Source organism: Blastococcus litoris (assembly GCF_003075095.1).
Taxonomy (GTDB): Bacteria; Actinomycetota; Actinomycetes; order Mycobacteriales; family Geodermatophilaceae; genus Blastococcus_B; species Blastococcus_B litoris.
Genome location: NZ_QCZF01000013.1, coordinates 23,252 through 46,947, shown reverse-complemented (window position 1 = coordinate 46,947; position 23,696 = coordinate 23,252). Strand labels below are relative to the sequence as shown.

Here is a 23,696-nt window from a genome sequence, read left to right as displayed (position 1 = left end):
GTCTGCTGCCTCCGGCAGCCCAGGCCGGCCCCGCCGACACTTGCCGACGGTGGGTCGGCCTGCCCGTCGCCTGCGAATGCGGACCGCGCTGGTCGGTGCGCTGACCAGCGCAGTGCTGATCGGCGCTGTCCAGGTCGGGTCCGCGGCGCCCACGCTCGCCGCGCCTCCACCTCCGAACCCCACAGATGGGCAGATCAGCGCCGCACAAACGGAGCAGCAGTCCGCAGCCGCCGAAGTCGGCCGCATCGCCGGCCTGGTCGCGGTCGCGGAGGCTGAGCTCGAGAGGGTCGGTATCGAGGCCGAGGCTGCCGGAACCGCCTACCTGCTGGCCGAGGAGGCCCTTCTGCAGGCGCAGTCGGCGGCTGAGCGAACCGCGTCGGAACTGCAGGAGGCCGCGAATGCGGTCTCGGCTGCGAAGGTTCGCATCGAACAGTTCTCCCGCGACAGCTACATGAACGGGTCGATGCTCTCCACGACGGCCGCGCTGCTGGACGCCGACGGCCCGGGGGAGCTGATCCAGCGGGCCGCGCTGCTGGACTACGTCGCGGCCAACGAGGTGGACGTGCTCGGTCAGCTCCAGGTCGCCAAGGTGGCTCAGGCCAACGCCGACTCCGCCGCGCGCGCGGCTCGCGACGAGACGGTGGCAGCCGAGGAGGTGGCGCGGGTCGCCAAGGCGCAGGCCGACGCTCAGCTGGCCGCCCAGGAGACGGCCTACGCCGCAGTGGCCGAGCAGAAGGCTGCGCACGAAGCGGAGCTGCAGGCCGCGCAGATCAAGTTGCTCGAGCTGCAGGGCGCCCGCAACGCCTACGAGCAGTACATGGCGCAGAAGCAGGCCGAAGAGGCAGCTGCACTGGCGGCAGCGCAGAGGTCCGCCGCCGCGGCGGCCGAGGCGGCTGCGGCGGCGCGGAACAACAGCAACGGTGGTGCAGTCGGCCGGTCGACCGCCTACGTCGCGCCCTTCTCCGGACGCATCACGAGTTGCTTCGGTGCCCGCTGGGGCACCTCGCACAACGGCCTGGACGTGGCGTCTCCGATCGGCACGCCGCTGTACGCGCCCATCTCCGGGACCGTCCAGCGCGCAGGATCAGCGACCGGCTTCGGGCTGGCCGTCTACCTGCTGGGCGATGACGGCGCCGTGTACGTGTACGGGCACATCAACGACTACTTCGTCCGCGCCGGCGAGCGTGTCGTAGCAGGTCAGCAGATCGCGGAGGTGGGAAACCGGGGCAATTCGACGGGTCCGCACGTGCACTTCGAGGTCCATCCGAGCGGAGCGATGTACAGCGGAGCGGCGAATCCGGTGCCGTGGCTGAACGCCCGGGGTATCCAGTTGGGTGCCTGCGGGGGCTGACGTCTCCATCGACTGCGGGGCGGCACAGCCTCGTGCTGGCATGCCGATTCGGTCGGCACCCGGTCCTACTAGTCTCACTAGTAAGCCGTCGGGACGTCGGACGATCGTTGGAGTTGAGCGCACGGGATGACGACCGCCTCAGGTGCACGCGAGGTTCCATTCGCTCGGCAGGCGGTGTGGGAGGCCCTGACCGCTCGCTCCCCGTACTGCCCCGTCTGCGACGTCTCCTATGTCTTCGCGGAGGACCGGGATGCCCCGGCCGGCGCCGTTCTGTCCAAGGGGACCGTGTTCGTGTGTGTCCGGGGACAGTTGAACGGCGGGCCGCCGCCGGACGATGCGGTCCGTGGGGAGATCGTCGAGTTGGTCGAACAGCGATGCGTCGCGACTCGGCTCGAATGGCGGCCGGAGACGTGGGAGACCCGCATCGAACTCGCCGACGCGGAGACAGGTCGCACAAACGTCACGGTGACCGTGACGCACGAGCCGAAGAGCGGCAACCGGCTGCTGCACGCGATTCGACGGAAGGCGATGCAGCGCGTGGTGCAAGGAGTCGTGGACGTTGAGTTGGCCCAGCTGCCGGCCCATGTCGGGCGGACCGAAGAAGCCGCCGCCACCAGCCCCGCGGCGCAAGGCTCCATCTCCGCCGTGGAGGAAGAGGGCGGTTGGGTCCTCCATCTTCGCGGTGAGGTGGACGCGTCAGTCGTCGATCGGATGGGGCTCCAGCGACGCCTGCGGGAGCTGGCGGTCCTGGCGATCGACGTCCGGGGCCTGACCTACATCGACTCCCAGGCCTTCCCACCGTTACAGCGATGGGCGAAGCGCAGCCTCGCAGCCGGAGGCCGCCCGGTCATCCGTGGCGAGAGCGCCTATTTCGACCAGATGCTGGCGGTCATGGGGATGACGTCGGTGTTTCACCGGGAGGGCTGATCCGACACGCGTCCACCACCCGCACGCCGTGCCATCGACGTCAGCGCGCCTCAGGCGATCCCGCTGATAGCGCGCTGCGGGAGCGTCCGGTAGGAGCCACCGCCTTCGTGCTCGGCATCGCCGGCTGGGTAGGCGAGGCTCCCCATCAGCTCCCGCTCCACGTCGGCACGCAAGGAGGAACGACTGGGTCCGCCTCTCAGGCGACCTGCGGCGGACCCGGCACTCGCCGTCCGCAGTCCAAGGGGCCGGAGCTTCGTGCAGGTGCATGGTACGCGCCGGGAGTCAGAAGCCGAAGAGAAGCCCGAGGCCGCCGAAAGTGAACATCACCATCACGACCACCAATGGCAGTTGGTCGGAGGCCGGCGCTCGCGGTGCCACGCGTAGAGCCTGCTCATGTGCCAGTGTCACGCCCAGGACGTGTCCGGTGACCACGCCGCCGACCTGGACGTAGGCGATCGTGTCCGCGGACACGGCGGTGAGGTCAACTCGGTTGTCGTAGGTCCCGAACAGATCGACCCCGTCGAGGCCGAGCGGGTTGCTTGCGAGGATCCACGTCGTCTGACCGTCGAGAAGCAGGAGGCTGAAGTAGTGCGCGATCGTGTAGCCGAGAGCAATCGGGATCACCGTCGCGGCGAAGAGGCGTGGTTGCGGTCCTAGGGGCAGGTGACTGAGGCGACCGGACAGGCGGGTACCCACCAGGTAGAGCAGGGCGACGAGCGCGATCATCGCGACCAGCCCCAGGGTGCCGGACAGGGCGTCGTTCGCTTCGCCCGGGCCGGTCTGCCAGTAGACCGTTCGGGACAGGCCGTCGAAGGCGGTGGAGCCGAGCAGCACGACGACGACCGCGGCGAGGCCCGGCTCGGCGGGCGTGGTGAGGACGTTGGTCAGCGGGTTGCGGAACACCAGGCGCCCGTCTTCCCGTCGTGCGAACGGCGAGAGGCGGCCCAGCAGCGTCGAGTACACCTCGAACCCGTCACCACGGGCGAACCAGCCCTCGCCGAACCAGAGCGCGGCTGCCGTTTGGACCGCGGCATACATCACCAGGAACCAGGCGACCGTTGATGGCTCGGCCCGCTGCGGCGGGACCAGTTCGAGCCACACGAAGATTGCCAGGAACGCGGCAGCGGGCCAGAGGCCCAGCCGGGGCAGGGCCCGCGCTCCGCGGGGAGGACCTGCGATGCCCCGAAGCACCCGGTGGACGAGTCGCAGCGGGTTGACGATCCGCCACACAGGTCCGAGCAAGAGGCTGGCGGGCACGAGACCCACCCAGAAGGTGACGTAGACGGCCCACGGCGCGATGTTGCGGGAAGTCTCGTCCGGGCCGGCGAAGGCGACGACCGTGACAAAGGTGGCGACGGTCAGCGCGATGGTCTGGAGCACCGGGCGCAGGGCCGGGCTTTCCGCGGCGCGCTGCACTGCGGCCGCCAGTGGTCGGCCGGAGGACGAGTCGCCCAACGTGGGCTTGCGCCAGAAGAGCAGGAGCGCCGCGAAGCTGATCAGGACGGCGGCCCCGCCGCCGTACAGCGCGAGCCCTAGTGGGATCGGCAGGTCGGTTCTCGAGCCGACCCCGTGGGCGAGGAGTGTCATCCGACCTGGACGGTGAACAGGAGCGTGCCGAGCTGCTCCAGCTCCACCTCGAAGACCCCGGGGATCGTGGCCTGGAACGTCAACGTGCCGGGAGCCTCTGGGCCGACGGGGGCGGAGAGGTCGTAGCCGTGCAGGTGGAGCGCGTCAGCCACATCGCTGATGACGGTGATGTTCACCTGCTCGCCGGCGGTGACCGGAATCCGGCCGGTGTTCCCGGTGGCCTGGCCGCCTGTGTACGTGACCGCGATGTTCGTACCCGCGGGCGCCGCGCTGCTGGGGTTGGCCGACGTCGCCGAGGGGGGCGCACTCGTCGGTGCGCTGGTCGAGGAACGGGCGCTGCTTTCGGCGCCCGCGTCCGGCTCGTCCGTCCCGGCGCAGCCAGTGAGCACGACGGTGGTCGCAATGAGAAGGGCGGCATGCAGACGGCCGGACCGCGTGGTCAAGGCAAGCATGAACTGACTCCAAGAATCGACGACGGTGGCTCGCGGCAGATCTTCAGTCGAGGGGGTTCTCGCGCTGCTCGGCTTCCTCGTTGTCGCGGGCAACCAGGCGGCGATCGCGGATGACCGCGACGGTCACGATGGCGAGGAGGGCGGCGGCAGGTCCGAAGAAGCCGATGGTCCCGATGACGGCGAGGCCGTCTACAGCGAGCACCGAATCGGAGGCTGGGATCCAGGGGTCGACGTCCTCTACTACTCGCACTAGGACATGCGACATCGAACGGTGTCAGATGTCAAACGAGGCGAGACCTGCGCGGATGGCATCACGATGGGCGCGGCACGCATCCCAGAAGTCTCGGCGACCGCCAGACATCACTGCCTCGACACCCGTTGCTCGTGGAAATGTGACCGAAGCGTCCCTCTCTGGCGGGCGTGTCGTGATAATTTCGTGACCTGTCTGCCGGGCCCCGCTCCTCGAACATGAGGACCCCGCTGGACACCGCCGAACTGCGTGCGGCCGATGCCGCTGCAGACCGGGGACCCATGGTTCCTCTGGGGTGAATCCTGCGCGCCGGACGGCGCGCGGGTAGGGCAACTTCCGGCCCGAACCCGTCAGCTAACTCGGTAGGCGGCGAGGAAGAAACGGAGAGCCGCCCACTGTGGCGCCCCTGAACACGCACACTGCACAGCCCCTCGACGAGTCCGTCGACACTGAGGTCCTCCTCGTTTCCCCGCGCACGCGTCACGGCAGGCGCCGCAGGATCGGGCTTCGGTCCGCCCCGAGCTCTCGGGTCGCGTACGCCCTCGGCGTGGCGACCGTCTGCTCGCTGGCTCTGGTGAACCTCCTGTCAGGCGAACCCGCCGCCAACGCCACCGACTCGCCGTCGGTGGCGGTCGCAGCCGCCCTTGGTATCGACGGATCGGGCGTCGACACGCCGGCCATGGAGGAGCCCCACCTGCTCGAGCAGCTGGCCGCCAGCCGGTCCGAGCGCGATGCCGAGCAGGCCGCTGCCGTGGCCGCTCAGGCCCAGGCCGAGGAGGCCGCAGCCGCCGCCAAAGCTCAGGCGGAGGCCGAGGCGAAGGCCGCCGCCGAGGCGGCTGCGGCTGCGGAGGCCGCGGCTGCGGAGGCCGCGGCACAGGCTGCGTCGGCCGCTGCTGCGCCCGCTGCGCCGGCCGCGTCCGTGGCTGCCAGCGTCCTCGCCAAGATCAGCAATAGTGCCGGCGCCGTCAAGGCTGTGGCCCAGAACGCCGCGAACGCGGTGGTCTCGAACGTTCCGGGGACGGCCGGCATCACCATCGGCGGCACCCGAGCCAGCGCGACGGACCCGGGTGGTCACCCCTCGGGTCTCGCCCTGGACTACATAGTGGGAACCAGCAACGTCCCGCTGGGCAATGCGATCGTCGAGTACCACATCGCCAACTGGGACGCGCTGGGCGTGGAGTACATCATCTATCGCCAGCGGATCCTCAACTCGCCGGGTGGCGCGTGGAAGTCCATGGAGGACCGAGGGGACGCCACGGCCAATCACATGGACCACCCGCACGTGAACTACCGGGGCTGAGCCGCGCCATTTGGCTATGGGCAGCGCCTGTCGCCAATGACGTGCCACCGGCCTGGAACTTGCAGTGCATCCCGGCCCAGATGTCGTCGCCATCGACCCGCCCCGTTGGCAGAGTGCGAACACCATGCTCACCTCGTGTCGGCTGGCTCAGGCGATCAGGGTGCACAACGGAGTCGCAGTCGGGGCCTGGCGACCCGAGCCGCCTGTAGGGAGCCCCGGGCGCGATGTGATCGCAGGGTCCTCATCCATCTGTGCCACCGGAGAGTCGGCGACCCCACGAGTCAGCACTGCCTGTCTGCACGACCTTGGGCGAGTCAGGGCATGGAGCTCTACGCCGGCACGGCATCAATTGGGTCACGCCGATTGCGCCTCTGGTCTTGCTGCTTGCGCCAGCCGTACCGGGTCAGCCCTCTCGGCTTGTAGAGGGAGAGGATCGTGACGACGACGAGGAGCACCGAACCGCCGATGGAGTGGGGGAGGGAGCCCGGCAGTCCGCGAGGATCGGCAACCGTCCCCGCGGCTTCGGCCAACGAGCGGATGGTTCGGGTCTCGAGCAACAGGACGGTTGTCGCCACGAGGGTGAGCAGGAGCTTCACAACCACCCAGTAGTGACGGAACAAGCCCCAGGACGTGCCCAGTGCGTTGACTATTCCGATGATCACTGATGCGAGGGCCAGCGGAACGATGGCGTAGATGACGGTCAACTCCATTGCGAGATAGGCCGAGCGAACTCGTTCGATGTCACGGCTGAGGACAGCTGTGACATCGAGGGCTATGTAGGCGAAGACGGCGCCCAGCCAGCCCACCGACGACGCGACATGGGCCGTCAACACCGCCTTGCGGGGGCGAGGGGCCAGAGTCATACCGCGGTGCCGATGGCCGAGGAGCTGGCGGCCAACAGCGGGACCGCGGGTGCCGTGGACCCCGACATGTGCCGGCCGGGACCGTGCTCCCCGCCGATGCCAGTGAGCTGCAGGACGACGAACAGCAGGATCAAGAGGCCAACGACGATGGCGGCGACCCTCACCCAGCGGGGCATGCGTGTCGGCGTCCCGCGGTCGGCGTCGGAAAGAGGGGTCGGCTCGGTCATCTGCGTTTCCTTCGCTGTCATGTCCGCTCGGTAGCGGACGGAGCGACCTTATCGAGACAATCTGTCTATTTCGATACATCGTGTCACTGGCGTGCCGACCCGTATGCTTTCCCGGTGCCTAAGCTGTGGACAGACACGATCGAGGCGCACCGCCACGTGGTGCGGGAGACGATCCTCGACACCACGTGGGGATTGGTCACCGAGCGTGGGCTCCTGGCGGTGACCATGTCCCAGATCGCCGAGAGGTCCGGCATCGGCCGGGCGACGCTGTACAAGTACTTCCCTGACGTCGAGTCGATCCTGTTCGCCCGCCACGAGCGCCACGTCTCCGAGCACCTTCGTCATCTCGCCGAGTTGGGGAATCAACCAGGGGAGGCGGAGAGCCGACTGAGGGCCGTACTGGCGGCGTACGCCCTCATCTGTCACCACCGGGGACAACACGGCACCGAGGAGCTCGGCGCCCTTCTGCATCGGCATGAAATCGTCGACCGAGCGGAACAGCAGATCGGCGGCCTGTTCCAAGGCCTGCTCGTCGAGGTCGCTGAGGCCGGGCGACTCAGGAGAGACGTATCCCCTGAGGAACTCGCCAGCTTCTGCGTTCACGCCCTCACGGCCGCAGGCGGTCTCCCATCGGAGGACGCCGTCCACCGACTGGTGGAAGTTACGCTCTCGGGACTCCGCCCACAGTCCTGAGCTTTCTGTCGCCAGCTCCTGTCGGCCTGCCGCGACGTTTCAGGGCTGCGCACCCGAGAGCTATGACGACAACGGCGACGAGGAAGCCTGCGACTCCTTCGCGACCAACCCGCGAAACGAACAGTGGCATCGAGGCTCCCAATGCCACGTACATGACGGAGCCGGGCACGATGCCAAGCGCCGTGCCGAGCAAGTAGGGGAGCAGTCGGATTCGACTCAGCCCAGCGGCATAGCTCACCAGCATAAAGGCGATCATCGGCATGAGGCGAGCGAGGAGCACTGCGGTGAAGCCGCGCTCATCGAGGGCCTCATCGAATCTGCGCAGACGCTCGCTGCCCGCACGTGAAACGGCCTCACGCCCGAGCCCGCGGCTGAGAACGAAGCCGCCAAACCCACCGAGCAAGCCACCGGCGACCACCAGGGCAAGGCCGGCCCAGAATCCGGCCGCGGCGCCCACCAGAACGGACATCGCCGAGCGCGGCATCGGGGTCATCAGCGCAAGGGCCTGCCCCAGAGCCAGAAGGAGCCACGTCCCTGGTCCGGCGTCCTCCAGCCACGTCCGCATCACCGGGACGCTGGGAAGATCCGCGACTGTCGACGCGACCACCGCGCCGAGCAGCAAGACGGTCAGCCCCCCGAGGCGAATCCACGCCCAACCCGAACGCGCCTTCCGAGTGGCCGGTGCGCTCGGGTCTGCCTGCTCAATGTCAGGGGCGCGCTCAGGCCACCGGATGCGCACGGTGGGGCCGGGACGGGTCAACCGAAGGCGCACAGCACGATGCGGGCGGCCAGACCGGCAGTGGCGGCGGGCAACACGAGCGCGCCGGCCGCAATCGCCGAGCAGCCCGCTAGCCGGCTCAGCCCGCTGGCGCCCAGGCTCCCCGAAGAGAGTCGTTGGAGACGCGCCTCCGTCAGGCGTCCGGCCATCGCAAGCGCTGCGGCGGGCATCGGATGGCCTGTCAGCCGGGACAGCGCTTCCCGCACGGCAGGCTTTCCGCAGCGGCGCGCCGCCTGACTATCCGCTGCCAGTTCCACGAGGTCGCGCGCGGCTTCCGGCGCCGCTCGCAGGAGCGGGCACCAGGGCAGCGCCGTCGCCAAGGTGTCGACGACCGCCAGAATGAGGTGGTGGCGCCCCCGAAGGTGCGCCCGTTCGTGCTCGAGAGTCGCGCGTACGGCGGCCGGCGTCAGATGGGTCTGCAGCGCGCGGCTCAAGATGATCAGACCGGCCCGCCCCCCGATGGACAGCGCGATCGGGCGCTCGTCCTCGATCCACAGAGGCTCCTGCCCGCGGCAATCCGCGGCCAGTGCTCGTAGTTGTCGCAGGTGTGGGGCGTTGCGACGCCGACGACGGAACCTGCCGTGGACGACGTAGGCGATCCTGACGACGACGACAGCGGCGGTCATCACGCCGATGCCACCCATCGTCGCGGCTGCGCCCGGCGCAACGCCAGAAGAGATGGCTGTCCAGCACTCCCCGGCCAGTCGTAGAGCGCCCGAATGGTGGTCGCCGACCGGGAGAGCCACCAGGCTGAGCGTGGCGAGCAGCGATGCGACGAGGCCGACAGTCGACGCTGTCCAGCCAGTGAGGAGGATCGTCGGGTCCACGCGACGTCCCGCGAGCCACGACAGGAGCCGGTGGCCGCGCCAGGCGAGCAGAATGCCGCCGACACTGAGCGCCACGAGAGGCGTCATGGCGCGGGATCCCGCTTGCTGAGTCCGGTCCGGAGCACCTCGGATTCCTCGTCCGAAGCATTCTCGGCGAAGTGCAGCAGCACGGACCGCGGATCTTCCGACGCGTCGAGGATCTCGCGCAGGGACGCCGCAGCGGCCGCTTCTCGACTTAGCGCGGGGGAGTAGCTGTACGCGCGGCCGACCGGCTGTCGCTCCACCATGCCCTTGCGATGCAGATTGCTCAGCACCGTCATGATCGTCGTGTAGGCGAGGTTGCGCTGCGCGGGGAGCTGCTCCAGGACCTCGCGAACGGTCAGTGCGCGGCCCGCCGACCACAGAAGGCCCATGACGGCCGCTTCGAGCTTGCCCAGCGGTGGCACGGGCTCTCCTTCTATGACTGCAGTCGCGCCCAATGGCAGCGCCACCGGTGCGCCGGTTCCCAAGCTAGGGCGGGCACTTCCCAGGTGCTCGGTCGCTGCACACTAACGGGCGCCTCCGCGCCGGCTCGCCTCCTGTGGCCTGTGGGGCGGCTGGGGATGGGGCGCGAACGCGTGACAACTATCCGTCCCACATAGTTGTCACGAGAGAGTCACGGTCCTAGTTTGGCGTGGTCCGGTTCGGCAGTCGTCCCTCCCGCCAGAGGAGGGCCCGTCCGGGCGCCGCCGAACCCGCGACGGGTAACCGTCCGGGGCCGGGGACCCACCGGAGTACTGGGGTGAATCCTGCGCGCCAACGGCCGCAGGTAGGGCGTCTTCCAGCCCGAACCCGTCAGCTAACTCGGTAGGCGGCTACTGGAAGACAGGAGAGCCGCCCGCCGTGGCGACTACCGATCGCATCCGCATGTCCGTGTCGCCCCGTCACTTCAGGAAGCGGACGCTGCTGCTGGCGGTCGTTGCCGTGGTCGGAGTCGATCTCGCGTCCGCCCCCGCAGCGGCCGACCCCGTCACCGCAGAGGACGCCGCGTCGCTCGTTGCCGAGCGCGGACACCAGCTCGAGGTCCTGACGGAGGCGTTCAACGAAGCGCGCGAGAACCTGGAGATCCAGCAGGCCGCCGCTGCCGCGGCAACGGCCGACATCGCCAACGCCGAGGCCGATCTGGCCGCGCTCAGTGACCAGCTGGCAACTGTCGCTCAAACCGCTTACGCCGGCGATGGACTCAGCGCCCTCCAAGCGTTCATGACCAGTGGATCGCCGGAGGAGTTTGTCGACCGAGTCGCTCTGCTCGAATCGGTTGCCGGTCACCACAGCGACGTGGTCGACCGGGTGTCCGCCCTTCAGGCTGCGGCTGAAGAAGCGCGGGCGACGGCCGCGCGAGCTGCCGCAGACGCCCAACAGCAGGTCGACGAGGTGGCGGCCCAGCAGTCGGAGCTACAGGCCGAAATTGCCGACTACCGGGCCCAGTACGCCGCACTGAACGCTGACCAGCAGGAGGCGGCGGACGCCGCGCATGGCGGTCAGACCCTAGCGGCCCCGTCGCCCGGCGTCGTCGTAGCCAACAGTGCCGCGGCACAGACCGCCGTCGACACCGCCATGGCACAGCTCGGGGATCCCTATGTGTGGGCCGCGGCGGGACCGGACTCTTTCGACTGCTCGGGGCTGACCCAGTACGCCTTCGCGGCCGCAGGCATCTCGCTCCCGCACTCCAGCAGGTTGCAGGCCGCCATGGGGCAGGCCGTGTCGAGGGCGGATCTGCAGCCCGGTGACCTCGTCTACTTCTACAGCCCGGTGAGCCACATCGGCATCTACATCGGTGGCGGGCAGATGGTGCACGCGTCGACGTTCGGCGAACCAGTGAAGGTCGGGTCGGTCGACATGTCCGGATACGCCGGGGCCCGGCGGATCGTCTGACCGAAGGTCGCGTCGACGAACGGGAGCGGAGGGGCGCCCGCCCCGGCCCGGCGGCTTCCGACGATGCAGTACTACGGGGCGTAGTAATCTGGGTGCAGCCGTGAAGGGGGTGGCACGTTGGCGCGACGCATGTGGGCGTTGCTGCTGCTCGCAGCCGTGTTCTCCATGCACGGCGTCCAGTGCGTAGCAGCCGACGCCGACTCCGGCCACGGGATGTCGGCGGCAGCGCACGCGCGGGTTGCCGCCCCTGCCGAGACCGCCACTCTGGACGTGGGCCTCGGTGTTGCCGGCAACGTTCTTCATGGGATGGCGCTGGCAGATGTTGTCGCCACCGATGCGGACGGTGGCGCGCTGCCGGGGGCTGGCGTCGCCTTCTGGGCCGTCTGCCTCGCGGTCCTGCTGACCGGTGTGGTCCTGCTGGGGCTCGTCGCCATGATCAACACGTCCTGGGCGCGCACAGTTCAGGCCCGAGCGCCCGCATCACGGTGGAGCGCAGCGTGGTCGACACTTCCGCGACCACCGGATCTCTCTGCTCTCTGTCTCCTGCGGATCTAGGCCGAACGCCTTCACCCCGCCCGCCCAAGGGCCTGGTCGGGGTCGTAAGCGCACGCCTCAGACCGCAACCACAGGAGACTTTGATGACCCGCACAACCGCACGACTCGTCCGCCTCGTCGGTGGACTCCTGGCAGGCGCCGTTGTTCTGGCCGGCTGTTCCGACGGCGGCGAGACCTCCAGCGCAGACGCCAGCAGTTCGGCCAGTGACTCGGCCGAGCACAACGACGCTGATGTCACGTTCGTCCAAGGGATGCTCCCGCACCACGAGGGCGCTGTCGCCATGGCTCAGCTCGCGGACGGCCGGGCCTCTGACCAGAGGGTCGTGGACCTGGCCGACCGCATCGAGGCGGCGCAGGGACCGGAGATCGCAACCATGACCGGCTGGCTCGAGGAGTGGGGTGAGCCCATGCCCGAGGACGACATGGGAGGCATGGACCACGGCTCCGGCGGCATGGACATGGAGGGCATGTCCGAAGAGGACATGACCGCCCTGGACTCCGCCTCTGGTGCCGAGTTCGACCGCATGTTCCTCAAGATGATGATCGAGCACCACCGGGGCGCGGTCGAGATGGCGCAGACCGAGGTCGAGGACGGCAGCTACCCCGATGCGGTCCAGATGGCCGAGGACATCGTCGCCTCCCAGACTGCCGAGATCGAGGACATGGAGACGCTGCTGAGCGAGCTCGGCGGCTGATCTCCGTCAGCGGGTGGCGCAGTCGCCGTGGGTCGGCGGCGCCACCCGTTTCGCCGGCGGGTGGCGCTGTCGCCGTGGGTCGGCGGCGCCACCCGCCTTCCATCATCGTCGCCGGTCTCGAGGAGGCCCCTTGTCTTCGCTCCGCGCCCAACTCGCATCAATGGGGAAGGGGACAGTGGTCCATGTGAGCCGCCTCAGTCCTGTCGTGCCCCGTCGCAAGCGTCGAATCCTGCTCTGGACGAGTTGCCTTGCTGCGATCTCTTTGACATTGGCCGCCTGCACCGACGCGTCCAGTGAGGAGCACGAAGCAGCTGAGCACGCCGACGGCCCAGCCTTCGAGCACATCCACGGCGTCGCGATCGATCCCTCGGGCGATCGGGTCCTATTGGCCACGCACGACGGTCTCTTCGAAGTCGGCGACGACGGGGACACCACCCACATCGGCCCCGTCATCGATCTCATGGGATTCGCCGTCCGCGGCCCCGACCACTTCGTCGCGTCAGGGCACCCGGGACCGGACGTGGACCTTCCACAGCCGGTAGGACTCATCGAGTCCACCGACGGGGGGCGTACTTGGCGAGAGCTGTCCCGACAGGGGCAATCCGACTTCCACGCCCTGACCGTGGGTGAGGCGGGCGTCCTCGGCTACGACGGGACCTTGGTGCGGAGCGCCGACGGCCACGAGTGGGAGGAGCTGACGATCCCCGCCCAGCCGGCGTCCCTGGCGGCTTCTCCGGACGGACGGTCGGTGCTGGCCACCACACAGCAGGGCCTGCTCAGGTCTCCGGACGGAGGGGCGTCGTGGAATCCGGTCGACGGCGCACCGCTGCTGCAGATCGTCGACTGGGCCGACGCGATATCGGTAGTAGGGGTCGATCCCTCCGGCCAGGTCTGGAGGAGTGCGGATGCGGGCGCCACGTGGTACGAGGGCCCCCGGCTCGGAGCTGCCCCTCAGGCCATCGCCGCCAGTCTCGAACAGGGCTCCTGGCGGATCCTCGTTGTCACCACCACTGCGCTGCTGGAGTCGGTGGACGGCGGTCAGGTCTTCGATGTCCTCATGGAGCACTGACGGCGTAGCCGGCGGGTCAGCACAGGGAGGTGATCAGCAGGCCACGACAACATCCTCTTCGAGGATTGCGTCGCGGTCCCCCCGGGGTGTAGCCGTCGAGCAGGCGGTGTCGGCTGATCATTAGCCGGATCCGTCTGGCACAACGCGTCGGATGACTGTCGGTTGGCCGACGGGCTGCACCTTGACGACGTCGCCGGGCTGTGGCGCGGCGATCATGTCCCCGTTGCCGACGTAGATGCCGACGTGATCGATCCCCGGTCGAGTGGGGGAGTAGTCGAAGAACAGGAGGTCGCCCGGGCGCGCTTCGTTCAGCGACGCGACAGCTCGGCCCGCGGTTGCCTGCTGGGCGGACACGCGGGGGAGGTCGACGCCCTGGCTCTTGTAGACCAGCTGGGTGAAGCCCGAGCAATCGAGCCCCTTCGTCGGGTCCGTCCCACCCCAGAGATAGGGGACGCCGAGGTACTCGGCGGCCTTTGCGGCCGCTGCCCGGCCTGCCGGGGAGCCGTCGGTAGCGGCACCCAGCCCGCTGACGGGGTCCGTCGCCAGGGATGTTGCCGACGCTCCGTTCGCTTGCCCGCCGGTGGTCGTCAGGCCCGCGTCCGCGGCTGCGGACGACCAGGCGGAAACGGACCTGGTAGCTGTCGGCTGAACTGGTGTGGGGAACTGTGCGCGAATCTCCGCGATCCGAGACAGGACCTGGGTCATCCCCTCCATCGGACCGCCCTCCGCAGCACGTCGGGCCTCGGGGCCTGGTGTTCGACTCCGCTGCAGGGAGGGCGCTTCGCCTGGCGTTGCCGCACGACTAAGCACGTTAGTAACCATGGTCTGCCGGTGGTGGAAGGCTCGCCGGCCTTGCCTGTCCGGAGATTCGGCGACGGATCGCGACCGCCTCGTGGCGGCCTGGCGCCCCCGCTGGGAACGCAAACGAAGCGAGCCGGGCCGCCCGCAATACACGCGCGGCCCGGCTGTATCGCTCACTGCAGCTGCTGGCTGAGTTCGTTCATCGTCTCCGTCTGCTCCAGCTGGCCGTCGTGGATCTTCTGCTGGAGCGTCTTGGCCTCGCCTCCTGCGGTACCCGACATGGCGATGTCCGTCATCATGATCGCGGACATGTGGTGGCTACGGAATGTCTCGAGCCACTTGCGGTCGAATTCCTCACCGGAGAGCGCCTCCAGTTGAGCCATCTGCTCCTGGTTGAAAGCCTCCAAGGGGGCTTCGGGCGGCATCGCCTCCTGGCCACCCGAGTCGGCGATTTCCTGCAGCGTCGGAATCTGCGCCCGCTGTTCCTCGGCCGCCTGTTGCGCGACCTCGCGCACTCCCGGCGTGACCGCCTTCTCGACCGCCATCTGAGCCATCTCGACGCCCATCCGGTGGTGAGGAACCATCATGGCCGCCCACATGGCGTCGGTCATGGCCGGTTCCTCGTCCGAGGACTCAGACCCTGATGTGTCGGACGCCGTCGTCGAGGCACTAGCCGAGTCGCCGTCGTCGCCTCCGCATCCGACCAGCACTCCTGTGGAGAGCAATAGCCCGAATGCAATCAGGTACAGGTTCCTGGACTTGCGTGCTCCGCGACGTCGGCCAAGCGCACTCCGTGAATGCGACATGAACGTCCTTCCATACCGGTCCGTTCGTCGGTGAAGTCGTCTACCTCCCGATCGATGTCGCGCGGATACCCGCACGGATGTGCGGACAACCGTGTGGCGTCCCGCCTCAGGAACACGCCTCTCGCGGTCCGAAGGCCTAGCCTCGCCGTGTGACGGAGGGAAGCGCCCATGCGCATCCGGTCGATCCGGAGCGGGTGGCGCGTGCGCGTCGTCGCCTTCCGGGCCGCGAGGACGCCGCACGGCTCACGAGCGTCCTCAGCTTGCTGGCCGACCCGACCCGGGCGCGGGTCCTGTACGCGCTGGACGAGGTGGACGAACTGTGCGTGGGCGACATGGCCCTGGCGCTCGACGCCAGCGAGGATGCGGTCAGCTACGCGCTGCGACTCCTGCGGACGGCGGGATTCGTGTCCAGTCGTAAGGAGGGCCGGGTCGTCTATTACCGCCTTGCCGAGGGCTTTCCCGAGCCTTTGAGACACCACTGCCTCAGGCAACTGATCGAGCTCTCGCGGCAGCCTCCGTTAGACGCCTGATCCAGCCGGTTGGCGCCGGGCCCGGCCGGCAGCACCGACTGCGCCGGCCCTGCGTCGCATACCCCTCGGCGCCCCGTCGAGGATGGATGGCCACGACCGGTGTGAAGCGGGAGGTCCTCCATGGTGATGCTGGCGCCCGTTCTAGGTGCCGTGCTCCTGGTGCTGGTCCTCCGGGACGTGTTCCACACGCTCTTCCATCCTGCGGGTCAAGGGAGCCTCAGCCGGCTCATCCTCTCCGGGACGTGGCGGGTGGCTCGGTGGGTTGGCGGACCCACGCGCCTCGCAGAGCTGGCCGGGCCCCTGGGCGTGGTGGCCGTCATAGGCACATGGGGCGGCGCAGTGGTCCTGGGTGGCGCGCTGGTCTACTGGCCGTACATCGACCAGTTCTCCTACTCCGCCGGGCTGAACCCGGATGCGCGTGCGGACTTTCTGGACGCCCTCTATCTGTCGTTGACGACTACGAGCACGCTGGGATTCGGTGACCTCGTCCCGACGGAGGGATGGCTCCGCGTCGCGACACCGATCCAAGCCCTACTTGGGTTCTCGCTGCTGACGGCCGCCGTGACATGGGTGCTTCAGGTCTACCCCGCACTCAACCGCCGGCGAACGTTGGCCACCCGGCTTACGACTCTGGACCAGTCCGGGTTTCGCGAGGCCCTGCCGCACGCGGACTCCGCGATGGCGGCGATCCTGCTGTCCGACCTCGCCGGGCAGGTGGCTCAGATGCGCGTCGACCTCACCCAGTACGCGGAGACCTACTACTTCCGATCCCAGGATGCCCGGTCGTCTATGCCGGCGACCCTGCCGTACGCCCTGGACCTGGTCTCCGCCGGTCGCCGCAGCGGCCGCGCCGACGTGCGCCTGGCGGCGACACACCTAGCGTGTGCGCTGGAGGACCTCGCTGAACATCTGCGCCGGGAGTTCGTGCAGGCGGACGGCGACGTCGAAGAGGTGCTGGCGGCCTACGCTCGAGAACACGGCGAGACGACGATCCTCGGCCGTGCCGACGCCACAGGCCTGGAAGATCAAGCCTGACTACAGTGCGTCCCCCGCCACCGCCACGACGGTGCGGAGCCGGGGGACGCCCTCGCGATACGTCTCAGCCGAGCGAACTGATGAGCTCGCGGCAGGCCGCCTCACAGCGGCGGCATGACTCGGCGCAGACGCGGCAGTGCTCGTGCATCCCGGCATGCCGGTCGCACTCGTCGCCGCAGACCTTGCATGCCGCGGCACAGGCCTCCAGGACGGCGCGGGTGAGGTTGGCGTCGTAGCCGGTGTGCCGGGAGAGGACCCGTCCCGTTGTCTCGCAGACGTCCGCACAGTCGAGGTTGCTACGGATGCACTTGGTGAGCTCGGCGACCATGTCCTCGCTGAGACAGGCGTCTGCGCAGGCCGTGCAGGCCTGGGCGCACTCGAAGCAGGCCTCGATGCACTCCTGCAGTTTCTGACGGTCGATCCCTCCCAGGTCCTTCGGGTAGGTCTCCAGCATCTGTGCAACAACGCTCACGACGTTCACTCCTCTCGACGGCGGCGCGGGCGGCCATCTCCACCGCCGAAAAGCGCCGATCTCGGTCGCATACCCGTACGAGTACGCGGATAGTGCACAGCTTCTTTGCGGTCTGGTGAATCCCCGATGGAGAAGGTGCGTCCCTACCGGCTCGAACCACGTGCCGACGCCGCGCTCTCAGCGTCTGCATCTGGTGCGTTTCCATGCGCTCAATCTGGCTCTCCAGGCGCATGGGCCGACGCGCTGTGGCGCTGATGATCTGTTCGAGCCGGGAAGGTCCTTCTCCTGATCGGTCTGGGCCCAGCTGTCAGGTGCCGCAGCGCCGCGGTCGCGGCACTGCTCTCAGCCATCTCGAGCATCTCGATGCCGCTGCGATGGTGGGAATCAGGATCGCCGCCGACATGGCAATTGTCGTGGACGGGTCACCCACTTCCGTGGCGGCTGCGTCCGAGGACGGTGTGACCTCGGCTATCGCGCGCTTGACGGATTCCATGCGGCTGCCCTCGGTAGTGGCGCATCCCTGCGGTGGTGGACGCGCTGGCTTGCCTAGCGCGCCTACCCGGGTCACTGTGCGACTAACGTTCTTAGTAGGAGACATCTGACCGGCACCCAGCGGCGAGCAGGCGCCGACATCCTCCCGGCCTCAGCCCGGGTTGCGTCCACGCAGAAGCCGGCCTATGTTGGTCGCGGCATACCCCTACCGGGTACACCTAAGCAGACACCGAGGCGGTAAGTCATGGCAGACATCGAGAGCGTCGGCTCCCACGGCTACATCCACCGCAAGGACGACTACCTCAAGCGACTGCGGCGCATCGAGGGCCAGGCTCGGGGGCTGCAGCGCATGGTGGAGGACGAGAAGTACTGCATCGACATCCTCACGCAGGTCTCGGCCATGACTAAGGCATTGCAGTCGGTCGCCCTCGGGTTGCTCGAGGAGCACATGAGTCACTGCGTGGTCGAGGCGGCCGCGGCGGGAGGGCCGGAGGCGGAGACGAAGCTTCGCGAGGCCACCGAGGCCATCGCTCGCCTCGTCCGGTCTTGAGTCACCCGCCGCGTTCGTGAGGACTCCCGGGACCGAACCGGCCCCGGCGTACGAGAAGAAGAGCAAGAACGACACGAGATCCGAGAGGACACCCCTATGAGCACCTCCACCTACACCGTCGTCGGCATGACCTGTGGGCACTGCGTCAGCTCCGTGACTGAGGAGGTCACGCAGGTGCCCGGTGTCACGGGCGTAGACGTCGACCTCGCCACCGGCGGCCTCACCGTCACGAGTGACGCCGCGGTCGACGACGCCGCCGTGCGGGCCGCCGTCGAGGAGGCCGGCTACGAGGTCGAGACCCCCGTCGAGCAGCCCGCGGCGGCGACGTCCTCCGGTTGTGGTTGCGGCTGCAAGTGACGAAACGGCGGGTCGGGACACCGAACGGCCGTCCTGGCACCGCGATCGCGGAGGAGTAGGCATGAACAGCACTGCCGCCAAGGTCGGCGCCTACCTAGTCGGCCTGGCCGTCGTGTTCGTTGCCGCACTCGGCGTTGGGAGTGCCGTAGGCCCAGTCGGGCCAAGAGCCGACGGGAACGAGTCGCCGGCACCGGCGGACGTAGGCCACGACGGCATGGACATGGACCGCGACACCGGCAGCTGACCGGATCCCCCGGAGTGTGCGCCCTGGTCCGGGCGGGCCTCCGGGGGCCCGCGCCGGAGGAAGCGCCACAGCGATTTTGAGGAGAACCAGTGAGCTCCGCGACGAACAGCACGACAGCGCCGACTCCGAACGGCGGTGACCAGGTCGAGCTCGCGATCGGCGGCATGACCTGTGCGTCGTGCGCCATGCGGATCGAAAAGCGGCTCAACAAGCTCGACGGGGTCACCGCCACGGTGAACTACGCCACCGAGAAGGCGAAGGTGACCTTCGCCGACGGCGTCACGCCCGACGACCTGGTGGCGGCTGTGGAGAAGGCCGGCTACAGCGCCCGGCTGCCGGAGCCGCCGCGCCCGGAAACGGCCGGCACGGACGGCGGGGAGTCCGACGGGAACGATCCGGTCGCGCCGCTGCGCCAGCGCCTCCTGGTGTCCACCGCGCTGACCGTTCCCGTCATCGCGATGGCGATGATCCCGGCGCTGCAGTTCGACTACTGGCAGTGGCTGTCGCTGACCCTCGCGGCCCCGGTGGTGGTCTGGGGTGCCCTTCCCTTCCACCGGGCCGCGTGGACGAACCTTCGCCACGGCGCCTCCACCATGGACACGCTCATCTCGATGGGCACGCTGGCCGCCTTCGGCTGGTCGCTGTACGCGCTCTTCTTCGGTACGGCCGGCATGCCGGGCATGAAGCACCCGTTCGAACTGACCATCGCGCAGACCGACGGCACGGCCAACATCTACCTGGAGGTCGCTGCCGGGGTCACCATGGCGATCCTCGCCGGCCGGTATTTCGAGGCGCGGTCCAAGCGCCGCGCCGGAGCGGCGTTGCGTGCACTGCTGGAACTGGGGGCCAAGGAGGTCTCCGTCCTGCGCGGTGGGCGCGAGGAGCGGATCGCCGTCGACCGGCTCGCCGTCGGTGACCTGTTCGTCGTCCGCCCGGGGGAGAAGATCGCGACCGACGGCGTGATCACCGAGGGTTCCTCGGCCGTCGACGCCTCGATGCTCACGGGCGAGTCCGTCCCGGTCGAGGTCGGTCCCGGGGACAGCGTGGTCGGTGCCACCGTGAACGCCGGTGGCCGCATCGTCGTCCGGGCGACCCGCATCGGCTCCGACACCCAGCTCGCCCAGATGGCGCGGCTGGTGGAGGAGGCCCAGAACGGCAAGGCCGAGGTCCAGCGGCTGGCCGACCGGGTGTCGGGCATCTTCGTGCCGATCGTTATCGCCCTCGCCGTCGCCACCCTGGGCTTCTGGCTGGGCACGGGAGCCGGTATCGCGGCGGCGTTCACCGCCACGGTCGCCGTCCTGATCATCGCCTGCCCGTGCGCCCTCGGGCTGGCAACGCCAACCGCGCTGATGGTCGGCACCGGTCGCGGCGCGCAGCTCGGCATCATCATCAAGGGCCCGGAGGTCCTGGAGTCCACCCGCAAGGTCGACACCGTCGTCCTGGACAAGACGGGCACCGTGACCACCGGGCGGATGACCCTGCTCGACGTCATCCCCGCCGCCGGGGAGGACGTGGATCGGCTGCTGCGGCTGGCCGGTGCGTTGGAGGACGCCTCCGAACACCCCATCGCCCAGGCGATCGCCAAGGGGGCCACCGAGCGCACGGGCGCCCTCCCTGCCGTGGACGGGTTCACGAACGTCGAGGGGCTGGGCGTCCAGGGCGTCGTCGAGGGGCACGCGGTGATCGTTGGCCGGTCCCGGCTGTTCGCCGAGTGGTCGCAGCACCTGCCCGCCGAACTCGAGAGCGCCAAGGCCGCCGCTGAGGCGGAGGGCCGGACGGCGGTCGTGGCCGGCTGGGACGGCGCGGCCCGCGGGATCCTCGTCGTGGCCGACGCGATCAAGGAGACGTCGTCCGAGGCCATCGGTCAGCTCCGCGACCTCGGTCTGACGCCGGTGCTGCTGACCGGCGACAACAAGGCCGTGGCCCGCTCGGTGGCCGCCCAGGTGGGCATCACCGAGGTCATCGCCGAGGTTTTGCCGCAGGACAAGGTCGACGTCGTCAAGCGGCTTCAGTCCGAGGGCAAGGTCGTCGCGATGGTCGGGGACGGCGTCAACGACGCCGCCGCGCTCGCGCAGGCGGATCTGGGGCTGGCCATGGGGACCGGAACCGATGCCGCGATCGAGGCGAGCGACCTGACGCTGGTCCGCGGTGATCTGCGGGCCGCAGCGGATGCGATCCGGCTGTCCCGGAAGACCCTGAGCACCATCAAGGGCAACCTCTTCTGGGCCTTCGCCTACAACGTCGCGGCGCTGCCGCTCGCCGCAGCCGGCCTGCTCAACCCCCTGCTGGCGGGTGCGGCGATGGCCTTCTCGTCGGTGTTCGTGGTCTCGAACAGCCTGCGGCTGCGGCGGTTCAAGGCGCTGGCGTCCAACCGGACCGACGGGGGAGCGGCGGTGGACCGCGGCCCGGCCTCCGTGGAGGAGCAGGCGCTGGCCGGAGGTCCCGTCCGCTCGTGACCCCGACGGGCGACGGGGAGTCCGGCGGGGTAACGCTGCTGGTCTACGGGAGCGGCTGGTGCCTGGACGTGCCCCGCAGCCGGGTCCTGCTCGAGCGGCCCGGGCGGCCGTACCGGTACGTCGACGTCGAACAGGACGCCGCCGCCACGGCCTACGTCCGGGAGCTGCAGCACGGCCGGCGATGGATCCCTACTCTGGTCCGAGCCGACGGCAGCCACACCGTGGAGCCCGGCGACACCGAGCTCCCTGACTTCCTGGGCATCGCGCGCGGATAGCCGACCGGCGGGCGTGTCTGGTGCCGCCCCTCGTGGGTACCCGGGCTTCCCGTCACCGTCTGTCCACTGCGACACCCGTATATCCGTGTGATAGTGCGGATGTTTCCCGTCCGCCGCCTCACGGCCCGAGCGTCCGAGTGGTGACCGACAGCCGAGAGGAGGAGCGGCGTGACTGCTGTACTCGCGCTCCTCGCACTGCTGGTCGCACTCGTCGGCACCCTCTACGGCCTGTCGTCCCTGTTGGGCAGGGCGCGCTTGGTCACGGGTCTCATGCCGTTCGAGTCAGGGATTGCGCCGCAGCAGCACGCGGTGTCCCGGTACCACGCTCGCTGGTACGCGATCACGATCCTGTTCCTGGCCTTCGACATGGAGATGATCTTCATGTACCCCTGGGCAGTGGTGGTGGCCGACATGGGGCCCGGAGCCGTGGTCGAGATGTTCGGCTTCCTCGCCGTGCTACTCGTCGGTGTGGTCTACGTCTGGCGGGAAGGCGCCCTCCGGTGGGCGTGATCGGCCGGCTCCGCGCTTGGTCTCTCGCCTCTCCGCGGGTTCTGCTGATCGACGCCCCTGGTAATCGCGCGTTGCGTTGGAGGGTGGAGGCGGAGCTCGATCGCCGGGGATGGACGCAGGCTCTCTCGCCGTCCGGCGCCGATGTGCTCGTGGTGATCGGCGCGCCCGGTCCCGAGCTCTCCGACGCCGTCGACACCGTGTGGAAGCAGATCCCCCGCCCTCGGCACCGCGTCAGCCTGCTGCCCGGAGAAGACATCGGGGAACGCCTGACCGCGGCGGTCCGCGACCTCGCCACTTCATCGCAGCACGAGGCCGAGTCGGGCAGCGTCACCGCCGAGGAAGCTCCGCGGCCGGACGGACCTGTGCCGATGGATCGCTCGGGTCACGGTGCGATGACGGGGATGGACGGCTCGCCTCCCGGGGGCAGGGACCACGCCGGCCACGGTGCGATGGCCGGGATGGACCACCCCGGCCACGGTGCGATGACGGGGATGAACCACTCGGGTCATGGGGACATGGACCACTCGGGTCACGGGGAGATGGACCACTCGGGTCACGGGGACATGGACCACTCGAGCCACGGGGAGATGGACCACTCCGGTCACGGGGGCGTGGACCACTCGGGTCACGGGAACGTGGACCCCTCGAGTCACGAGGGGATGGACGACTCGGGCCACGGTGCGATGACGGGGACGAACCATTCGGGTCACGGGGGCATGGACCACTCGGGTCACGAGGGGATGGACGACTCGGGCCACGGTGCGATGACGGGGACGAACCATTCGGGTCACGGGGACATGGACCACTCCGGTCACGGGGAGATGGACCACTCCGGTCACGGGGGCGTGGACCACTCGGGTCACGGGGAGATGGACCACTCGGGTCACGGGGAGATGGACGACTCGGGTCACGGGGGCATGAACCACTCCGGTCACGGGGGCATGGACCACTCGGGCATGGGTGGCGGTAACGGTGGTCACCACATGCAGCACGGAGGTGAAGTCGCCGGCCTCCCCATGGCTGACACCGCGCCGGACCGGGACGGCCTGCAGTTGGACCTCCTGCGCGTCTCCTTGGGACCCATCCTCCCGGACTGGCCCGCAGGCTTGCAGATGCGGGCGCAGTTGCAGGGGGACGTCGTCACCCGCGCCGAGCTCAGCTGGCTCGATGCGGGCGAGGACGTCGGCTCCGACGAGCGCGTGGCCCTGCGCCCGGCGGCCCTCGACCACCTCGGCTCCCTGCTGTCGGTGGCGGGATGGCCGACGGCTGCGCGGGAGCTCCGCCAGGCCCGGGACGGCCTCGCCTCGTCCGATCCCCGCGAGCGGGCTGCGGGTGAGCGGCGGGCTCGGCGTGTGCTCCGGCGACTGCGACGGTCACGGACCTTGGCGTGGTCCCTTCGAGGAATCGGCCAGCTGACCGACCCGGACGGCACGACGAGCGACGTGGTCGACAGGCTGCTCCGCTGGTGCGACATCGCCGACGGCGTCACCGAAACGAGGTTCCGCGTGCTGTCCCTCGACGAGGCCGCACCCCTGCTCCAGGGCGCGGAAGTGGCCGCCGCACGCCTCGTCGTCGCCAGTCTCGAGCTACAGCGGTCGGTGGCGCACGCTGAGCCGGAGGCCGTCCGTGCCTGAGACCGCTGTCGCGGCGTGGGGACTCCTTCCCGCCGTACTCGTCGTC

Annotated in this window: 28 protein-coding genes and 2 riboswitches; of the genes, 17 read left to right on the top strand and 11 right to left on the bottom strand. The window is 69.2% G+C overall.

Going from position 1 to position 23,696, the window contains the following annotated elements; all coding sequences use genetic code 11:
- Positions 1-76: 76 nt before the first annotated feature.
- Positions 77-1,351, top strand: a complete 1,275-nt coding sequence (locus DCS98_RS21065; RefSeq protein WP_116453445.1) for a peptidoglycan DD-metalloendopeptidase family protein — start codon at positions 77-79, stop codon at positions 1,349-1,351.
- Positions 1,352-1,477: 126 nt separating this feature from the next.
- Complete coding sequence (locus DCS98_RS21060) at positions 1,478-2,278, top strand: STAS domain-containing protein (RefSeq protein WP_116453444.1); 801 nt, start codon at positions 1,478-1,480, stop codon at positions 2,276-2,278.
- Positions 2,279-2,560: 282 nt separating this feature from the next.
- Here the strand turns inward: DCS98_RS21060 and DCS98_RS21055 are convergent, their stop codons facing one another.
- The 3 genes from DCS98_RS21055 to DCS98_RS23175 are packed head-to-tail and all read right to left on the bottom strand — an operon-like array spanning position 2,561 to position 4,519.
- Complete coding sequence (locus DCS98_RS21055; protein ID WP_116453443.1) at positions 2,561-3,865, bottom strand: hypothetical protein; 1,305 nt, start codon at positions 3,863-3,865, stop codon at positions 2,561-2,563.
- A complete protein-coding gene (locus DCS98_RS23180) occupies positions 3,862-4,317 on the bottom strand; it encodes a cupredoxin domain-containing protein (RefSeq protein WP_164704698.1) in 456 nt (151 codons plus the stop codon). The genes DCS98_RS21055 and DCS98_RS23180 overlap by 4 nt, the downstream gene beginning before the upstream one ends.
- A 43-nt stretch (positions 4,318-4,360) precedes the next feature.
- A complete protein-coding gene (locus DCS98_RS23175) occupies positions 4,361-4,519 on the bottom strand; it encodes a hypothetical protein (protein ID WP_164704697.1) in 159 nt (52 codons plus the stop codon).
- A gap of 276 nt (positions 4,520-4,795) precedes the next feature.
- Positions 4,796-4,950: riboswitch (cyclic di-AMP (ydaO/yuaA leader) on the top strand.
- A 164-nt stretch (positions 4,951-5,114) separates the two neighbouring features.
- Between DCS98_RS23175 and DCS98_RS23170 the strand changes: the two genes are divergently transcribed.
- A complete protein-coding gene (locus tag DCS98_RS23170; protein ID WP_241038535.1) occupies positions 5,115-5,867 on the top strand; it encodes a VldE C-terminal domain-containing protein in 753 nt (250 codons plus the stop codon).
- 329 nt (positions 5,868-6,196) lie between these two features.
- On the opposite strand, the gene DCS98_RS21040 is transcribed toward DCS98_RS23170, so the two are convergent.
- On the bottom strand, positions 6,197-6,730 hold the full coding sequence (locus DCS98_RS21040; RefSeq protein WP_116453442.1) for a DUF2269 domain-containing protein: 534 nt from the start codon (positions 6,728-6,730) through the stop codon (positions 6,197-6,199).
- Positions 6,727-6,957 carry a hypothetical protein gene (locus DCS98_RS21035; protein WP_164704690.1) on the bottom strand — a complete coding sequence of 77 codons (231 nt, stop codon included), beginning with the start codon at positions 6,955-6,957 and terminating at the stop codon, positions 6,727-6,729. Before DCS98_RS21035 ends, DCS98_RS21040 begins: the two co-directional genes overlap by 4 nt.
- A 114-nt stretch (positions 6,958-7,071) precedes the next feature.
- Here DCS98_RS21035 and DCS98_RS21030 point away from each other — a divergent pair, with 114 nt between their 5' ends.
- The gene (locus tag DCS98_RS21030; RefSeq protein ID WP_116453440.1) at positions 7,072-7,650 is read left to right on the top strand and encodes a TetR/AcrR family transcriptional regulator; all 579 of its coding nucleotides are present in this window, start codon (positions 7,072-7,074) and stop codon (positions 7,648-7,650) included.
- Here DCS98_RS21030 and DCS98_RS21025 read toward each other — a convergent pair.
- The 3 genes from DCS98_RS21025 to DCS98_RS21015 all read right to left on the bottom strand — a co-directional run bounded on the left by DCS98_RS21025 (position 7,619) and on the right by DCS98_RS21015 (position 9,701).
- Entirely contained in the window at positions 7,619-8,215 is a 597-nt protein-coding gene (locus DCS98_RS21025; RefSeq protein WP_164704696.1) for a TVP38/TMEM64 family protein, read from the bottom strand. The two genes, DCS98_RS21030 and DCS98_RS21025, sit on opposite strands and share 32 nt — an antisense overlap.
- 191 nt (positions 8,216-8,406) lie before the next feature.
- Positions 8,407-9,342, bottom strand: a complete 936-nt coding sequence (locus tag DCS98_RS21020) for a M56 family metallopeptidase (protein ID WP_164704695.1) — start codon at positions 9,340-9,342, stop codon at positions 8,407-8,409.
- On the bottom strand, positions 9,339-9,701 hold the full coding sequence (locus DCS98_RS21015; RefSeq protein ID WP_116453437.1) for a BlaI/MecI/CopY family transcriptional regulator: 363 nt from the start codon (positions 9,699-9,701) through the stop codon (positions 9,339-9,341). The genes DCS98_RS21020 and DCS98_RS21015 overlap by 4 nt, the downstream gene beginning before the upstream one ends.
- 270 nt (positions 9,702-9,971) lie before the next feature.
- Positions 9,972-10,123, top strand: a riboswitch (cyclic di-AMP (ydaO/yuaA leader).
- A gap of 14 nt (positions 10,124-10,137) precedes the next feature.
- Here DCS98_RS21015 and DCS98_RS21010 point away from each other — a divergent pair.
- The 4 genes from DCS98_RS21010 (at position 10,138) to DCS98_RS20995 (ending at position 13,488) form a co-directional block, all read left to right on the top strand.
- Entirely contained in the window at positions 10,138-11,169 is a 1,032-nt protein-coding gene (locus DCS98_RS21010; RefSeq protein WP_241038534.1) for a C40 family peptidase, read from the top strand.
- Positions 11,170-11,298: 129 nt separating this feature from the next.
- Positions 11,299-11,724 carry a DUF6153 family protein gene (locus DCS98_RS21005; protein ID WP_116453436.1) on the top strand — a complete coding sequence of 142 codons (426 nt, stop codon included), beginning with the start codon at positions 11,299-11,301 and terminating at the stop codon, positions 11,722-11,724.
- Positions 11,725-11,807: 83 nt separating this feature from the next.
- The gene (locus DCS98_RS21000) at positions 11,808-12,419 is read left to right on the top strand and encodes a DUF305 domain-containing protein (RefSeq protein ID WP_116453435.1); all 612 of its coding nucleotides are present in this window, start codon (positions 11,808-11,810) and stop codon (positions 12,417-12,419) included.
- A gap of 205 nt (positions 12,420-12,624) precedes the next feature.
- Complete coding sequence (locus tag DCS98_RS20995) at positions 12,625-13,488, top strand: F510_1955 family glycosylhydrolase (protein ID WP_241038533.1); 864 nt, start codon at positions 12,625-12,627, stop codon at positions 13,486-13,488.
- A 120-nt stretch (positions 13,489-13,608) separates the two neighbouring features.
- On the opposite strand, the gene DCS98_RS20990 is transcribed toward DCS98_RS20995, so the two are convergent.
- Together DCS98_RS20990 and DCS98_RS20985 are read right to left on the bottom strand one after the other, a co-directional pair.
- A complete protein-coding gene (locus DCS98_RS20990; protein WP_241038532.1) occupies positions 13,609-14,193 on the bottom strand; it encodes a C40 family peptidase in 585 nt (194 codons plus the stop codon).
- A gap of 269 nt (positions 14,194-14,462) precedes the next feature.
- Positions 14,463-14,900: a DUF305 domain-containing protein gene (locus tag DCS98_RS20985; RefSeq protein ID WP_164704694.1), complete on the bottom strand. Its 438-nt coding sequence runs from the start codon at positions 14,898-14,900 to the stop codon at positions 14,463-14,465.
- Between the two features lie 344 nt (positions 14,901-15,244).
- On the opposite strand from DCS98_RS20985, the gene DCS98_RS20980 reads away from it, so the two are divergent.
- Both DCS98_RS20980 and DCS98_RS20975 read left to right on the top strand, forming a co-directional pair.
- On the top strand, positions 15,245-15,625 hold the full coding sequence (locus DCS98_RS20980; protein ID WP_116453432.1) for an ArsR/SmtB family transcription factor: 381 nt from the start codon (positions 15,245-15,247) through the stop codon (positions 15,623-15,625).
- Positions 15,626-15,775: 150 nt separating this feature from the next.
- On the top strand, positions 15,776-16,660 hold the full coding sequence (locus tag DCS98_RS20975) for a potassium channel family protein (RefSeq protein WP_164704693.1): 885 nt from the start codon (positions 15,776-15,778) through the stop codon (positions 16,658-16,660).
- Positions 16,661-16,724: 64 nt separating this feature from the next.
- On the opposite strand, the gene DCS98_RS20970 is transcribed toward DCS98_RS20975, so the two are convergent.
- Entirely contained in the window at positions 16,725-17,132 is a 408-nt protein-coding gene (locus DCS98_RS20970; protein ID WP_116453430.1) for a four-helix bundle copper-binding protein, read from the bottom strand.
- A gap of 736 nt (positions 17,133-17,868) precedes the next feature.
- On the opposite strand from DCS98_RS20970, the gene DCS98_RS20965 reads away from it, so the two are divergent.
- The 7 genes from DCS98_RS20965 (at position 17,869) to DCS98_RS23165 (ending at position 23,650) form a co-directional block, all read left to right on the top strand.
- Positions 17,869-18,174, top strand: a complete 306-nt coding sequence (locus DCS98_RS20965) for a metal-sensitive transcriptional regulator (protein ID WP_116453429.1) — start codon at positions 17,869-17,871, stop codon at positions 18,172-18,174.
- 96 nt (positions 18,175-18,270) lie between these two features.
- Positions 18,271-18,531 carry a cation transporter gene (locus tag DCS98_RS20960; protein ID WP_116453428.1) on the top strand — a complete coding sequence of 87 codons (261 nt, stop codon included), beginning with the start codon at positions 18,271-18,273 and terminating at the stop codon, positions 18,529-18,531.
- A 61-nt stretch (positions 18,532-18,592) separates the two neighbouring features.
- Positions 18,593-18,775 (top strand): hypothetical protein, encoded by a 183-nt coding sequence (locus tag DCS98_RS20955; RefSeq protein WP_116453427.1) that lies wholly within the window; start codon positions 18,593-18,595, stop codon positions 18,773-18,775.
- An 89-nt stretch (positions 18,776-18,864) separates the two neighbouring features.
- Positions 18,865-21,231 carry a heavy metal translocating P-type ATPase gene (locus tag DCS98_RS20950; protein ID WP_116453426.1) on the top strand — a complete coding sequence of 789 codons (2,367 nt, stop codon included), beginning with the start codon at positions 18,865-18,867 and terminating at the stop codon, positions 21,229-21,231.
- Positions 21,228-21,506: a thioredoxin domain-containing protein gene (locus DCS98_RS20945; protein ID WP_241038527.1), complete on the top strand. Its 279-nt coding sequence runs from the start codon at positions 21,228-21,230 to the stop codon at positions 21,504-21,506. Before DCS98_RS20950 ends, DCS98_RS20945 begins: the two co-directional genes overlap by 4 nt.
- Positions 21,507-21,674: 168 nt before the next feature.
- Positions 21,675-22,016, top strand: a complete 342-nt coding sequence (locus DCS98_RS20940; protein WP_116453425.1) for an NADH-quinone oxidoreductase subunit A — start codon at positions 21,675-21,677, stop codon at positions 22,014-22,016.
- A gap of 1,016 nt (positions 22,017-23,032) precedes the next feature.
- Positions 23,033-23,650 (top strand): hypothetical protein, encoded by a 618-nt coding sequence (locus tag DCS98_RS23165; RefSeq protein WP_164704692.1) that lies wholly within the window; start codon positions 23,033-23,035, stop codon positions 23,648-23,650.
- Positions 23,651-23,696: the final 46 nt, after the last annotated feature.

Coding starts and splice junctions, on each gene's coding strand:
- DCS98_RS21005 (WP_116453436.1), top strand. CDS start 11,299: ATGTGGGCGTTGCTGCTGCTCGCAGCCGTGTTCTCCATGCACGGCGTC.
- DCS98_RS21055 (WP_116453443.1), bottom strand. CDS start 3,865: ATGACACTCCTCGCCCACGGGGTCGGCTCGAGAACCGACCTGCCGATC.
- DCS98_RS20965 (WP_116453429.1), top strand. CDS start 17,869: ATGGCAGACATCGAGAGCGTCGGCTCCCACGGCTACATCCACCGCAAG.
- DCS98_RS20960 (WP_116453428.1), top strand. CDS start 18,271: ATGAGCACCTCCACCTACACCGTCGTCGGCATGACCTGTGGGCACTGC.
- DCS98_RS20985 (WP_164704694.1), bottom strand. CDS start 14,900: ATGACCGACGCCATGTGGGCGGCCATGATGGTTCCTCACCACCGGATG.
- DCS98_RS21065 (WP_116453445.1), top strand. CDS start 77: ATGCGGACCGCGCTGGTCGGTGCGCTGACCAGCGCAGTGCTGATCGGC.
- DCS98_RS20990 (WP_241038532.1), bottom strand. CDS start 14,193: ATGACCCAGGTCCTGTCTCGGATCGCGGAGATTCGCGCACAGTTCCCC.
- DCS98_RS21035 (WP_164704690.1), bottom strand. CDS start 6,957: ATGACCGAGCCGACCCCTCTTTCCGACGCCGACCGCGGGACGCCGACA.
- DCS98_RS21060 (WP_116453444.1), top strand. CDS start 1,478: ATGACGACCGCCTCAGGTGCACGCGAGGTTCCATTCGCTCGGCAGGCG.
- DCS98_RS23165 (WP_164704692.1), top strand. CDS start 23,033: ATGGCTGACACCGCGCCGGACCGGGACGGCCTGCAGTTGGACCTCCTG.
- DCS98_RS21025 (WP_164704696.1), bottom strand. CDS start 8,215: ATGCGGACGTGGCTGGAGGACGCCGGACCAGGGACGTGGCTCCTTCTG.
- DCS98_RS20955 (WP_116453427.1), top strand. CDS start 18,593: ATGAACAGCACTGCCGCCAAGGTCGGCGCCTACCTAGTCGGCCTGGCC.
- DCS98_RS23180 (WP_164704698.1), bottom strand. CDS start 4,317: ATGCTTGCCTTGACCACGCGGTCCGGCCGTCTGCATGCCGCCCTTCTC.
- DCS98_RS21000 (WP_116453435.1), top strand. CDS start 11,808: ATGACCCGCACAACCGCACGACTCGTCCGCCTCGTCGGTGGACTCCTG.
- DCS98_RS21020 (WP_164704695.1), bottom strand. CDS start 9,342: ATGACGCCTCTCGTGGCGCTCAGTGTCGGCGGCATTCTGCTCGCCTGG.
- DCS98_RS21040 (WP_116453442.1), bottom strand. CDS start 6,730: ATGACTCTGGCCCCTCGCCCCCGCAAGGCGGTGTTGACGGCCCATGTC.